Annotated in this window: 11 protein-coding genes; all 11 read left to right on the top strand. The window is 74.2% G+C overall.

Annotated features, from left to right (window positions below; genetic code table 11):
* Positions 1–41: 41 nt before the first annotated feature.
* The 11 genes from EDD32_RS11505 (at position 42) to EDD32_RS11555 (ending at position 13,046) form a co-directional block, all read left to right on the top strand.
* Complete coding sequence (locus tag EDD32_RS11505; protein WP_123917615.1) at positions 42–536, top strand: DUF4233 domain-containing protein; 495 nt, start codon at positions 42–44, stop codon at positions 534–536.
* A 164-nt stretch (positions 537–700) separates the two neighbouring features.
* Positions 701–1,150 (top strand): nucleoside-diphosphate kinase, encoded by a 450-nt coding sequence (gene ndk, locus EDD32_RS11510; protein ID WP_123917617.1) that lies wholly within the window; start codon positions 701–703, stop codon positions 1,148–1,150.
* Positions 1,151–1,218: 68 nt separating this feature from the next.
* A complete protein-coding gene (gene smc, locus EDD32_RS11515) occupies positions 1,219–4,788 on the top strand; it encodes a chromosome segregation protein SMC (protein WP_211338804.1) in 3,570 nt (1,189 codons plus the stop codon).
* A gap of 95 nt (positions 4,789–4,883) precedes the next feature.
* Complete coding sequence (locus EDD32_RS11520) at positions 4,884–5,192, top strand: hypothetical protein (protein ID WP_123917619.1); 309 nt, start codon at positions 4,884–4,886, stop codon at positions 5,190–5,192.
* Between the two features lie 58 nt (positions 5,193–5,250).
* Positions 5,251–6,402, top strand: a complete 1,152-nt coding sequence (gene ftsY, locus EDD32_RS11525; protein ID WP_123920497.1) for a signal recognition particle-docking protein FtsY — start codon at positions 5,251–5,253, stop codon at positions 6,400–6,402.
* Between the two features lie 234 nt (positions 6,403–6,636).
* Positions 6,637–7,953: an ammonium transporter gene (locus tag EDD32_RS11530; RefSeq protein ID WP_123917621.1), complete on the top strand. Its 1,317-nt coding sequence runs from the start codon at positions 6,637–6,639 to the stop codon at positions 7,951–7,953.
* Positions 7,950–8,288: a P-II family nitrogen regulator gene (locus EDD32_RS11535; RefSeq protein ID WP_123917623.1), complete on the top strand. Its 339-nt coding sequence runs from the start codon at positions 7,950–7,952 to the stop codon at positions 8,286–8,288. Before EDD32_RS11530 ends, EDD32_RS11535 begins: the two co-directional genes overlap by 4 nt.
* 26 nt (positions 8,289–8,314) lie before the next feature.
* Positions 8,315–10,048, top strand: coding sequence for a [protein-PII] uridylyltransferase family protein (locus EDD32_RS11540; RefSeq protein ID WP_246006103.1), 1,734 nt, complete (start codon positions 8,315–8,317; stop codon positions 10,046–10,048).
* Between the two features lie 42 nt (positions 10,049–10,090).
* Positions 10,091–11,653: a signal recognition particle protein gene (gene ffh / locus EDD32_RS11545; RefSeq protein WP_123917627.1), complete on the top strand. Its 1,563-nt coding sequence runs from the start codon at positions 10,091–10,093 to the stop codon at positions 11,651–11,653.
* 198 nt (positions 11,654–11,851) lie between these two features.
* On the top strand, positions 11,852–12,253 hold the full coding sequence (locus EDD32_RS11550) for a helix-turn-helix domain-containing protein (protein WP_123917629.1): 402 nt from the start codon (positions 11,852–11,854) through the stop codon (positions 12,251–12,253).
* Complete coding sequence (locus EDD32_RS11555) at positions 12,201–13,046, top strand: DDE-type integrase/transposase/recombinase (protein ID WP_123917631.1); 846 nt, start codon at positions 12,201–12,203, stop codon at positions 13,044–13,046. Before EDD32_RS11550 ends, EDD32_RS11555 begins: the two co-directional genes overlap by 53 nt.
* The last annotated feature ends 293 nt before the right edge of the window (positions 13,047–13,339 follow it).

The raw sequence follows: 13,339 nt of genomic DNA on the forward strand, positions 1-13,339 counted from the left end.
CCGGCGCCGGTGCGGGTGACCGCGCCGGTATCCTGGGCCCGGTGAGCACCACCGACGCCGCGCCCCGCCCGCCCGGCTCCGCGCGCCTGCTGTTCGCCCGGACCGTCCTGGTCAGCGAGGCGTTCGTCGTGCTCTTCGCCACGCTCGTCGCGCACGGTCTGCGCCTGGCCGACCGGCCCGTCGTGTGGGCCGCCGGCGGCGCGGTCATGCTGGCCGCAGTCCTGGCCACCGCGGCGCTGCGCCGGCCGAGGGTGGGGCTCGTGGCCGGCTCGCTCGTCCAGCTGGTGCTCGTCGCCGGCGGCCTCGTCGTGCCGATGATGTTCGTCGTCGGGGTGGTCTTCGCGCTGATCTGGGTGGTCTCCCTCCAGCTCGGCGGCCGGATCGACCTCGAGCGTCAGGAGCGCTACGCCGCCGAGGTCGCGCTGCGTGCCGGGGGCGCCGATGACGCGGGTGGCGCGGATGCCCCCGACGCGGCCGACGCCGCGGGTGACGCGGATGCCGCCGATGCCGCGGGTGCCACCGGTCAGGCCCACTGACACGTCTTCGGCGCGCGGAGGACTGCCGTCGCAGGTCGCGGTCAGCAGGTCCGCCTGACGGGTTGACGCCGGACCGTCCGTAGCCTCTCCGGGGAGACTCTCCGAGGGGTGTCCCCGGTCCAGCACAGGCAGGCCCTGCCGGTGGGCCGGTAGGGTGCTCACCCGTGACCACCACCTCCTCAGCCGCCGCCACGCCCGCCGAGCGCACCCTCGTCCTCGTCAAGCCCGACGGCGTCGCCCGGGGCCTCACGGGCGAGGTGCTGCGCCGCGTCGAGGCCAAGGGGTACCGGATCGTCGCCCTGGAGATGCGCACCGCCGACGACGCCCTCCTCGCCGAGCACTACGCGGAGCACCAGGGCAAGCCGTTCTTCGCGCCGCTGGTCGAGTTCATGCGCTCGGGCCCCGTCGTGGCCGCCGTCGTCGAGGGTGGGCGGGTCATCGAGGGCTTCCGCTCCCTCGCCGGGACGACCGAGCCGACCGGCGCCGCCCCCGGCACGATCCGCGGCGACCTGGGTCGTGACTGGGGCACCAGCGTCGTGCAGAACCTCGTCCACGGGTCCGACTCGCCCGAGTCCGCCGCGCGCGAGATCGGCCTGTGGTTCCCCGCGCTCTGACCCGACCGGGTCCAGCCCCTGTGGACGGCCTGCCCGGCCCCGCCGTCGCGGGGCAATAGGCTGCCCCCGTGCACCTGAAGACGCTGACGCTGCGAGGGTTCAAGTCCTTCGCGTCCGCGACGACGCTGCACCTCGAGCCCGGCATCACCTGCGTCGTCGGCCCCAACGGCTCGGGCAAGTCCAACGTCGTCGACGCCCTCTCCTGGGTGATGGGCGAGCAGGGCGCCAAGGCCCTGCGCGGCGGCTCCATGGCGGACGTCATCTTCGCCGGGACCTCCTCGCGCGCCCCGCTCGGGCGTGCCGAGGTCTCGCTCACCATCGACAACACCGACGGGCTGCTGCCCATCGAGTACACCGAGGTGACGATCTCCCGGACGCTGTTCCGCTCCGGCGGCTCGGAGTACGCCATCAACGGCGCCCCGTGCCGGCTCCTCGACATCCAGGAGCTGCTGTCCGACACCGGCATGGGCCGGGAGATGCACGTCATCGTCGGTCAGGGCCGCCTGGACTCGGTCCTCCAGGCCACCCCGGAGGACCGCCGCGGCTTCATCGAGGAGGCCGCCGGGGTCCTCAAGCACCGCCGCCGCAAGGAGAAGGCGCTGCGCAAGCTCGACGCGATGCAGGCCAACCTCGCCAGGGTGGGGGACCTCTCCGCCGAGATCCGCCGTCAGCTCGGGCCCCTGGCCCGGCAGGCCGACGTCGCCCGCCGGGCACAGGTCGTCCAGACCGACCTGCGTGACGCCCGGGCCCGCATCCTCGCCGACGACCTCGTCCAGCTCACCGCCACCCTCGAGCAGGAGAGCGCCGACCTCAGCGCTCTGGAGCGGCGGCGCGCCGAGACCGAGCAGGCCCAGGACGAGGCCCGAGCCCGGCTCACGGCCCTGGAGCAGGAGGCCGCCGCCGCGGCCCCGCGTCTGGGCAGCGCCACCGACGTGTGGTACCGGCTGTCGGGCCTGCGGGAGCGGTTCCGGGCCCTGTCCGACGTCGCCGCGGAACGCTGCCGGCTCCTCGGCGCCCCGACGGCGGCCGAGCCCGCCGGGGGGCGTGACCCCGAGGAGCTCGACGCGCGGGCCGGCGCGGCCCGTGAGGAGGAGGTCGCCCTCGAGGCGGAGCTCGCCCGGCTCAAGGAGGCCCTGGCGGCCGCCGTCGCGGACCGCACGGCCGCGGAGGAGTCCGAGCGGGACGCCGAGCGCGCCCTCGCCGCGGTGCACCGGGGGGTCGCCGACCGGCGGGAGGGCCTGGCCCGGCTGACCGGGCAGGTGGGCACGCGGCGCTCGCGCCTGGAGTCCGCCGAGGCCGAGCTCGGACGGCTGCGCGAGTCCCTCGCCGCGGCGCGGGAACGCGCCCGGGCCGCCGGCGAGGAGTTCGCCGCCCTCGAGCGGCAGGTCGCCGGCGCCGAGGAGGGGGAGGAGGGCCTGGACGAGGCGCACGAGGCCGCGACCCTCGAGCTCGAGGAGGCCGAGGAGGCGGTGACCCGGCTCGTCGAGGCCGAGCGTGCGGCCGACGCCGACCGGACCACCTGGTCCGCGCGGCGCGAGACCCTCGAGCTCTCCCTCACCCGCAAGGACGGCACCGGGGCGCTCCTCGGCTCGGACCTCCCGGGCGTGCTCGGCGCCGTGCCGGCCCACCTCACCATCGAGGCCGGGTACGAGAACGCGATCGCCGCCGCCCTGGGGGAGGCCACCGACGCCGCCGTCGTGGAGAGCGTCGACGTCGCCGTCGACGCGGTGCGTCAGGCCCGCGACGGCGGGGACGGGCAGGTCCGCGTCCTCGTCGCCCGCGGGAGCGGCACCGCGCCCGTGCCCCCGGCGTCCCGGCCGGTGCCCGCCGGTCGCTCCGCCGCCGAGCTCGTCAGCGTCGCGGACCCGGCCGTCGCCGCGACGATCACCCGGCTCCTCACCGGCGTGGTCGTGGTCGAGGACCTCACCGAGGCGCGCCGCGTCGTCACCGCCGACCCGGGGCTGACCGCGGTCACCCGGGAGGGCGACCTGCTCTCCGGCGACGCCGCCCGCGGCGGGACCCCCGGGTCGAGCGTGCTGGAGCTGCACGCGGCGCACGAGGAGGCCGCCGCCGAGGTGGAGGCCGCCGCCGCGCGGGCCGAGCAGGCCCGCTTCGCCCTGGGGCCGGCGCGCGAGCGGGTGGCCGCCGCCCGCGAGCGGGCCCGCACCACCCTGGCCGACCTCCACGCCTCGGACGCGCGGCTCTCGGCCGTCGCCGAGCGGCTCGGGCGCCTCGGCGCGACCGTGCGCGGCGCCGAGGCCGAGGCGGAGCGCGCCCGGCCGGCGATCGCGCGCGCCGAGGCCGAGATCGTCGAGCACACCGCCGAGCTCGCCGCCCTCGCCGAGCGGCTCGAGATCGCCCGCCGTGAGCCCGCGCAGGCCGAGGAGGACCTCGCCGGCGCCGCCCAGGCGCGCGACGCCGCCACCGACGTCGCCCGGGCCGCCCGCACGGCCGAGACCGACGCGCGCCTGGCCGTGCGCACGTGCGAGGAGCGCGTGCGGGCGATCGCCGGCCGGGCCGCCTCGCTGAGGGCGGCCGCGGAGGCCGAGCGGCAGGCGCGCCGCCGCGCCGCGGAGCGGGAGGCCCGGCGGGCTGCCCAGGCCCAGGTGGCTCAGGACGTCCGCGCCGGCGCCGAGGCCGCCACCCGCGCCATCGAGGCCTCCGTGGTGGCGGCGGCTGCCGAACGCGAACGCGCCGAGGCCGAGCGGACCGAGCGCGAGGAGGCCCTCGCCGCGGTGCGCACCGAGCTCGACGCGATCGGCCGCACCCTGGCCGAGCTCACCGACGTCGCCCACCGTGACGAGGTCGCCCGCGCCGAGCAGCGCCTGCGGATCTCCCAGCTGGAGGAGCGCGCCGTCGCCGAGCTCGGCCTCGACCCGCAGGTCCTCGTCGACGAGTACGGCCCCGACCGGCCCGTCCCGGGAACCGCGCCGGGGCCGGACGGCGAGCCGCCGGAGGAGCGGCCCTACGTGCGCGCCGAGCAGGAGAAGCGACTGCGGGCGGCCGAGCGCGACCTCGCCAGGCTGGGCAAGGTCAACCCGCTCGCCCTGGAGGAGCACGCCGCCCTCGCCGAGCGGCACAAGTTCCTCACCGACCAGCTGGCCGACCTCAAGAAGTCCCGGGCGGACCTCATGGAGATCGTCCGGGAGGTCGACGAGAGGGTCGAGCGGGTGTTCACCGAGGCGTACGCGGACACCGCCCGGCAGTTCGAGGGCGTCTTCGCCCGGCTCTTCCCCGGCGGGGAGGGCCGGCTCGTCCTCACCGACCCCGAGAACATGCTCACCACCGGCATCGAGATCGAGGCCCGGCCGGCGGGCAAGAAGGTCAAGCGGCTCTCCCTCCTCTCCGGCGGGGAGCGCTCGCTCACCGCCGTCGCGCTGCTCGTGGCCATCTTCAAGGCGCGGCCCAGCCCGTTCTACGTCATGGACGAGGTCGAGGCGGCGCTGGACGACGTCAACCTCGGACGGCTGCTGGAGATCTTCACCGAGCTGCGCTCGGACTCCCAGCTCATCGTCATCACCCACCAGAAGCGCACCATGGAGATCGCCGACGCGCTGTACGGGGTGACGATGCGCGGCGACGGCGTGACCACCGTCATCTCCCAGCGGCTGGAGAAGGAGCCGGAGCCTGCGATGTGAGCAGGGCGACGCGGTGAGCAAGGTCACCGCTGCGCTCGCCGCGCCAGTGGGACCTCGAGCCGTGCGGGCAGCCGCGGTCAGGTGATACTGGAGGCATGACCGGAGCCGTCCTCGCAGTGATCATCGCCGTCCTCGGCGCGCTCGGCGTCCTGGCCGTCATCCTGTCCGAGCGCAGCCCGGACGGCGGCTGGGCGCAGTGGCTGCGTGACTCCGTGGCCGCCTGGCGGTCGGAGGAGCTCACCGCGGAGCAGGTGCGGACCCGGCGTGCCGACGTCTCCGAGGCCGGGCTCGAGGACATCTTCGACATGGGTCCGACCGCGCAGCCGGCCTACATCGGTCCCGGGGACATCGCCTCCCGGATCGAGCGCGCCCGCTCCCGCGCGCGCAGCCGCGCCGACCGCTGAGCTCGAGCCGCCTCGCACCCACCCCCGCCGGTGGGCCAGACTGTCCCGCGTGACCGACATCAGCTGGATCGTCATCGTCCTCGCCGTCCTCGTCCTCGTCGCCGTCGTCGTCGGTGTCATCGCCCTGACCTCCGGCGCCCGGAGCCGCCGGGGCGGTGCCCTCACCCTCCCGCCCGAGGAGGTCAGCCCCTTCGAGGCCGACCAGCCACCGGCCCAGGGGGCCAGCGCGGTCCTCGAGCGGGACGAGCCGGCCACCCCCACCCTCGAGCGGCCCGAGTCGGTCGCCGGTCGCATGCAGCGCCTGCGCGAACGTCTCGCCCGGTCCGGCGCGCTGGGCCAGACGCTCCTGTCGATCCTCTCCCGTGGCGACCTCACCGAGAGCGACTGGGAGGAGATCGAGGAGACCCTCCTGCTCGCCGACGTCGGTATGGGGCCGACGACCGAGCTCATGGAGACCCTCCGCACCCGCACGAAGGTCCTGGGCACCACCGACCCCGCTGCCGTGCGCGAGGTGCTGCGCAGCGAGCTGCTCGCCCTCGTCGGCCCGGAGCTGGACCGCACGCTCCACCTCGACCCCGCCGTCGGCGACGACGGCCTCGCCCACCCCGCCACCGTGCTCGTGGTGGGGGTCAACGGCACGGGCAAGACCACGACGGTCGGCAAGCTTGCCCGGCTCCTGGTCGCGGAGGACCGCACGGTCGTGCTCGGCGCGGCCGACACCTTCCGCGCCGCGGCGGCCGACCAGCTCAGCACCTGGGGCGAGCGGGTCGGCGTCCCCGTCGTCCGCTCCGAGCGTGAGGGAGCGGACCCCGCGGCGGTGGCCTTCGACGCCGTCCGGACGGGCCGGGAGAGCGCCGCGGACGTCGTCGTCGTCGACACCGCCGGCCGCCTGCAGAACAAGGCCGGTCTCATGGACGAGCTCGGGAAGATCAAGCGCGTGATGTCCCGCGAGGCGCCGGTGCGCGAGGTGCTCCTCGTCCTGGACGCCACGACCGGCCAGAACGGGATGCGTCAGGCGCAGGTCTTCGCCGAGGTCGTGGACGTCACGGGCATCGTCCTGACCAAGCTCGACGGCACCGCGAAGGGCGGCATCGTCGTCGCCGTCCAGCGCGAGCTCGGCGTGCCGGTCAAGCTCGTCGGCCTGGGCGAGGGGCCCGACGACCTCGCCCCGTTCGTCCCCGAGGACTTCGTCGACGCGCTCCTGTCCTGACGCGCACGCTCCCGTCCCGGCCGCCGACTCGGCTCGGACGCGCCGCCGGCGGGCCCTGAAGGTCCTTCGCCGGACCGATTCGTCTCACATCGTGAGCCGAACGGACCCGTGCAACAGGATCGTCACACGGCGGGCGATTCCGTCACACGGACGAAACATGGCGATGCACCGGACGAAACGTCGCCGATGGACTGTGGTGCCTGGCCAGCCGAGCGTGCTGGCGAGGGAGGAACCATGGAGCTGGATACCGGAGCAACCGCGTGGATGCTGATCTCAGCATCTCTCGTGCTCCTCATGACCCCCGGGCTGGCGCTCTTCTACGGCGGCATGACCCGGTCGAAGTCCGTACTCAACATGATGATGATGTCGTTCGGCGCGATGGCCCTCATCGGTGTCATCTACGTGCTGTGGGGCTGGTCGATGTCCTACGGCAGCGACGTCGCCGGCATCCTGGGCAACCCGTTCGACCAGTTCGGCCTCTCGGGGACGATCTACGACGAGGCCGGTGAGTTCGTCATCGACGACTACGGCGTCCCCGCCGTCGTCGGCGTGGCGTTCCAGTCGACCTTCGCGATCATCACCACCGCACTGATCTCCGGTGCCATCGCCGACCGCACGAAGTTCTCCACCTGGATGGTCTTCGCCGGCCTGTGGGCGACCCTGTCCTACTTCCCCATGTCGCACATGGTCTGGGGCGGCGGGCTGCTCAGCGCCGACGGTCCCTTCGGCGGGATCGCCGCTCCCATCGACTTCGCCGGTGGCACGGTCGTCCACATCAACGCCGGCATCGCCGGCCTGGTCCTCGCGCTGGTCGTCGGCCGCCGCAAGGGCTTCGGCAAGGTGCCCATGCGCCCGCACAGCCTGCCGCTGGTCATGCTCGGCGCCGCGCTGCTGTGGTTCGGCTGGTTCGGCTTCAACGCGGGCTCGGCCTTCACCGCCGACGGCGTGGCCGGCCTCGCGTGGGTCAACACCACCACCGCGACCGCCGCCGCGGTCCTGGGCTGGCTCCTCGTGGAGAAGCTCCGCGACGGCCACGCCACCTCCCTCGGCGCCGCCTCCGGCGTCGTGGCCGGCCTCGTGGCGATCACCCCCGCCGCCGGCGCGCTCGACCCGGTCGGCTCGATCGCCCTCGGCGCGGTCGCCGGCGCCCTGTCGGCCCTGGCCGTGGGCCTGAAGTTCAAGCTCGGCTACGACGACTCGCTCGACGTCGTCGGCGTCCACCTCGTCAGCGGCCTGTGGGGCACCGTCGGGATCGGCTTCCTCGCCACCGAGACGGGCCTGCTCTACGGCGGCGGCGCCAACCAGCTCGTCGTCCAGGTGCTCATCGCCGTCGTGGCGATGGTGTACTCCGGTGTCGTCACCGCGGTCATCGCCGTGGCGCTCAAGGCGACGATGGGCTGGCGCGTGGCGGAGGATGTGGAGGTCGGCGGGATCGACCAGGCCGAGCACGGCGAGTCGGCGTACGAGGCGCTCGGCGCCGGCCGGTTCTCGTCCGACGCCGGGACCACCGCTCCCGCGGCGACCCGCACTACTACGGAGGCAAAGGCATGAAGCTCGTCACCGCGATCGTCCAGCCCCACCGGCTCGACGACGTCAAGAACGCCCTCGAGGCGGCCGGGATCCACGGCATGACCGTCTCCGAGGCGAACGGCTACGGCCGCCAGCACGGCCACACCGAGGTCTACCGCGGTGCCGAGTACACCATCGAGCTCGTGCCGAAGATCCGGGTCGAGGTCCTCACCGACGACTTCGAGGCCCCCGCGGTCGTCGACGCGATCGTCGGCGCCGCCCACTCCGGGCGGATCGGCGACGGCAAGGTCTGGACGCTGCCGGTCGAGGACGTCGTCCGGGTCCGGACGGGGGAGCGCGGCCCCGAGGCCCTGTGACCACGCCGCCACCTCGGACGGGCCCGGTGCGGACCCCCACCCTCGTGGGGGACCTGCGCCGGGCCCGTCTGGCGCACCCCGGCCAGGGCCCGGGATACCGCCGCGCCCTCGCCGACCTCACCGACGCCGCCCTGGCCGAGCTGTGGGCGGCGGCCACCGCCGACCTGGACGCCCGGGGCGTCGCCCTGACCGCCGTCGGCAGCCTCGGACGGCGCGACGGCGGGCCCCTGGCCGACCTCGACCTGCTGCTCGTCCACGACGGCAGCGTCGACCGGGCCCGGCTCGCCCGGCTCGCGGAGTCCCTGTGGTACCCGCTGTGGGACGCCCACCTCGAGCTCGACCACTCCGTGCGCAGCCTCGAGCAGTGCCGGCAGGTCGCCTCCGCGGACCTGCCCGCCGCGGTCGGGCTGCTCGACCTGCGTGTGGTCGCCGGCGACGCCGGCGTCGCCGAGACCGCCGGGCGAGCCGTCCTGGCCGACTGGCGCTCGGCCGCGCGGCGCCGCCTGCCGGACCTCCTCGACTCGGTGGTGGCGCGGGCGGGGCGGGCGGGAGAGCTGGCCTACCTCATCGAGCCCGACCTCAAGGAGGCCCGCGGAGGGCTGCGCGACGCCGTCGTCGTCCGCGCCCTCGTGGCCAGCTGGCTGACGGACCGCCCGCACGGCGACCTCGACCGGTCCTACCGCCACCTCCTGGACGTGCGCGACGCCCTGGCGCGCACGACCGGCCGGCGCTCGCACGTGCTGCGCCTGGCCGAGCAGGACGACGTCGCCGCCGCCCTCGGGCTCGACGACGACGATGACGTGACCGACCCGGCCGACGAGCTCCTCGCCTCCCTCGCCCAGTCCGCGCGGGTGGTCAGCGCCGCGTTGGACGTCACCGTTCGGCGGGCGCGGCGGGCCGCCGAGAAGCCGCGCCCGCGGGTCTTCCGTCCGTTCGTCGTCCGCGGCCGGGCCATGCCCCCGCGGCTGAACGAACCCGCGCAGGGTCTCGCCGAGCACGACGGCGAGCTCGTCCTCGCCGGTGGCGCCGACCCGGCGGCGGACCCGTTCCTCGCCCTGCGGGCGGCGGCCACCTCGGCCCGCACCGGCCTGCCCCTCTCGCCGGTCACCCTGACGAGCCTGGGCGTGGGCGCGCCGCTCCCCGAGCCCTGGCCGGCCGCGGCGCGGGACCTCCTCGTCGAGCTGCTCGGCAGCGGCGAGGCCCAGGTGCCGGTGTGGGAGGGGCTGGACCTCGCCGGGGTGGTGACGACGTGGTTCCCGGAGTGGTCCCGGGTGCGCAACCGGCCCCAGCGCACCGCCGTGCACCGTCACACGGTCGACCGGCACATGGTCCAGACCGTCGCGCTGGTGCCCGCGACCGCCGGCGCCGTGCGACGGGAGGACCTCCTCCTCCTCGCGGCGTTCCTCCACGACATCGGCAAGGCGCCGGGCGTGCACGACCACGCCGCCGCGGGCGCCCGGCTCGCCGGACCGATGATGGACCGGCTCGGACTCGCCCCGGCCGAGCGGGACGTCGTCGTCCTCCTCGTGCGCGAGCACCTCCTCCTGCCGGGGGTGGCGGGCCGGGAGGACCTCGACGACCCCTCCGTCGTCGCCCGGGTCGCCGCCGCCGTCGCGCACGACGCCGACGTCCTGACGATGCTGCGCCGCCTGACCGAGGCCGACGCCGTCGCGGCCGGTCCGCAGGCGTGGACCACCTGGCGCGCGCGCCGCGTGGACGCCCTCACGGAGCGGGTGAGGGCCGCCGTCGCGTTACCCTGACCCCCAGGCCATCTTCACCCGCACACCCCGAGGGACCCATCCGTGTTCGCGAACCTGTCCGACCGGCTCACCGCCTCCTTCAAGCAGCTGCGCGGCCGGGGGCGTCTGTCCGAGGCGGACATCGACGCCACCGTGTCCGAGATCCGGCGCGCCCTGCTCGACGCCGACGTCGCCCTGCCGGTGGTCCGGTCCTTCACCGCCAACGTGCGTGAGCGCGCGAAGTCGGCGGAGGTCTCCGGGGCGCTGAACCCGGCCCAGCAGATCATCAAGATCGTCAACGCCGAGCTGGTCGAGATCCTCGGCGGCCAGGCGCGCGACCTGCACATGGCCAAGCAGCCCCCGACGGTCGTCATGCTCGCCGGCCTCCAGGGCGCGGGCAAGACCACCCTCGCGGGCAAGCTCGGCCTGTGGCTGCGCGAGCAGGGGCACACCCCGCTCCTCGTGGCCTCGGACCTCCAGCGGCCCAACGCCGTCACCCAGCTCCAGGTGGTGGGCGAGCAGGCCGGCGTCGCGGTGTGGGCACCCGAGCCGGGCAACGGTGTCGGCGACCCCGTCGCGGTGGCCCGCTCCGGCGTCCAGCACGCCCGCGACAAGCTGTACTCCGTGGTCGTCGTCGACACCGCCGGCCGCCTGGGCATCGACGCCGAGATGATGCAGCAGGCCGCGGACATCCGTGACGCCGTCCAGCCCGACGAGACCCTCTTCGTCCTCGACGCGATGATCGGTCAGGACGCCGTCACCACGGCCAACGCCTTCGCCGAGGGTGTCGGCTTCTCCGGCGTCGTGCTCACCAAGCTCGACGGCGACGCCCGCGGCGGCGCCGCCCTGTCGGTGCGCGGCGTCACCGGCAAGCCGGTGCTCTTCGCCTCGGTGGGGGAGAAGCTCAGCGACTTCGAGCGCTTCCACGCCGACCGGATGGCCTCGCGCATCCTCGACATGGGCGACATCCTCACCCTCATCGAGCAGGCCGAGCGGACCTTCGACGCCGGCCAGGCCGAGGAGATGGCGGCCAAGCTCGCCGGTCAGGGCGACTTCACCCTCCAGGACTTCCTCGGCCAGCTGAACCAGCTCAAGAAGATGGGCTCGATGAAGAAGATGCTCGGGATGCTCCCGGGCATGGGCCAGATGCGCGAGCAGCTGGAGAACTTCGACGAGCGCGAGGTCGACCGGGTCGAGGCGATCGTCCACTCGATGACCCCGGCCGAGCGCAACGACCCCAAGATCCTCAACGGCTCGCGGCGCCAGCGCATCGCGCGGGGGTCCGGCACCACCGTGGCCGAGGTCAACTCCCTGGTCGAGCGGTTCGAGCAGGCCAAGACGATGATGCGCCAGATGGCCCGCTCCGGCGGCAAGGGCGTTCCCGGGATGGGGATGATGCCCGGCGGTGGCAAGAAGTCCAAGGGACGCATGGCCCCGCCGCCGAAGAAGGGGAAGAAGGGCAAGTCGGGGAACCCGGCCAAGCGTGCCCAGCAGGAGGTCGAGCTCTCGCTGAAGACCGGTGCCCGGCCCGCGGCCGGTGCCTCCTTCGGTCTCGGCGGCGCCGTCGGCGGTGGCCAGGCCCAGGATTTGCCCGACCTCGAGGAGCTGCAGAAGTACCTGCGCTGACGCCGGGCAGCCGTCGTTCGCGGCGGGTGGGCCGGCCGCGCGGGTAGGCCGGCCGCGCGGGTAGGCCCGGCGTCGCTTCCGCCCGAGCAGCCAGGTTGCCGGATTGGCTGCTGATTGCGACTGTTGAGCGTCAGGACATCGGTGACACTTTATGTGTCAGGACATCGGTGACAGTGGCGCCGCCGTAATGCTGCCTGGATGGGCAGAGATGACGACCGCGAGGTCGATCCGGAACTGGCGGCGGCGGTGCTCGCCTATGTGGCCGGCGAGCCGGTCAACGTCAGCGTGATGAGCCGGCGGCTCGGCGTCTCACGCAAGACGTTCTACAAGTACGCCGCCCGGTACGCCGAGCAGGGCCTGGCCGGGTTCACGCACGACTCGCGTCGCCCGCGGACGAGCCCGAGCAGGACCACCCAGGCGGACGCCGAGGCGATCGTCACGGCCCGTGTGGAGCTCAAGGCGTCAGGGTTCGACTACGGGGCCTGGGCGATCCGGACCCACCTGGCCGAGCATCGAGGACCGACCCGCGAGGGGGCAGGGCCGCCGGTTGCCGTCGGAGGCCACGATCAACCGGGTCCTGGCCGTGCGCGGGCTGCGTGAGCTGGTCCCGGCCCGGCGCCCGCGCAGCTCGTGGACGCGCTTCGAGCGCGAGAAGGTCAACAGCCTGTGGCAGATGGACGGCTTCGACGTCACCCTCGCCGACGGCCAGCAAGTGGTCGTCATCCACGTCAGCGACGACTGCTCCCGCAAGGACCTCGCCCTGCACGTCGCCCCCTCCGAGAGCGCAGCGGCGGCCTGGGAGGCGTTCGTCAAGGCCAGCGCCGAGCACGGACTGCCGATGGAGCTGTTGACCGACAACTCCCGGGCGTTCAACGGCTCCCGGATGGGCTTCATCTCCCAGATGGAGAAGAACACCCGCGCGCTCGGGGTCCGCCAGATCGCCTCCCGGCAGAACCATCCCCAGACCGCGGGCAAGAACGAACGTGCCCACCAACGCTTCCGCAAGTGGTTGCGCGCCCGACCTCTCCCCTCGAGCCCGTCCCACCTCCAAGCGCTCGTGGAGGACTACCGGCAGGGCTACAACCACCGGCGCAACCGCGTCCTGGGCGGGCTCACCCCGGCCCAGCGCTACACCCTCGGCCCGGTCGCCGGACCCGCCGCGGAAGCTGCCACGACACGCATCCTGGGACGCCAGGTCTCGATCAACGGCCTCACCACCATCGACGGCCACAGGTTCTCCGTCGGTAAACACCACGCCCTCAAACCCACCGTCGTGGTCCAGGTCGGCACCGAGTTCACCTTCTACGTCGGCAACATCCTCGCCGCCGAGTTCACCCTCAACCCCAACCGCAGCTACCAGCTCAAGAGGCCCAAACTGTCACCGATGTCCTGACACACCACTGTTACCGATGTCCTGACACATAACAGCTACCGATTGCGACCAGACGAGCAACCTGGTTCCGACCGGGCTCGGCTGCGCTTCACCCGGTCGCACTCCTGCTGGACTCATCCCGCCCCGCACCGTGCACCAGCTCCTCAGGGTGCAAGGTGGGGACGGAGTCGATCGTCGCCAGCCGCTCGCGCCAGGCTTGACGGCATGGACGCCGCCGACGTCGCGCACGCGAGAGAGCGACTCCGCCGGACCTCTGTCCTCGGTGTCTTCACCCTCGCGATGGCGAACGAGGC

This window comes from Georgenia muralis (assembly GCF_003814705.1).
Classification (GTDB): domain Bacteria; phylum Actinomycetota; class Actinomycetes; order Actinomycetales; family Actinomycetaceae; genus Georgenia; species Georgenia muralis.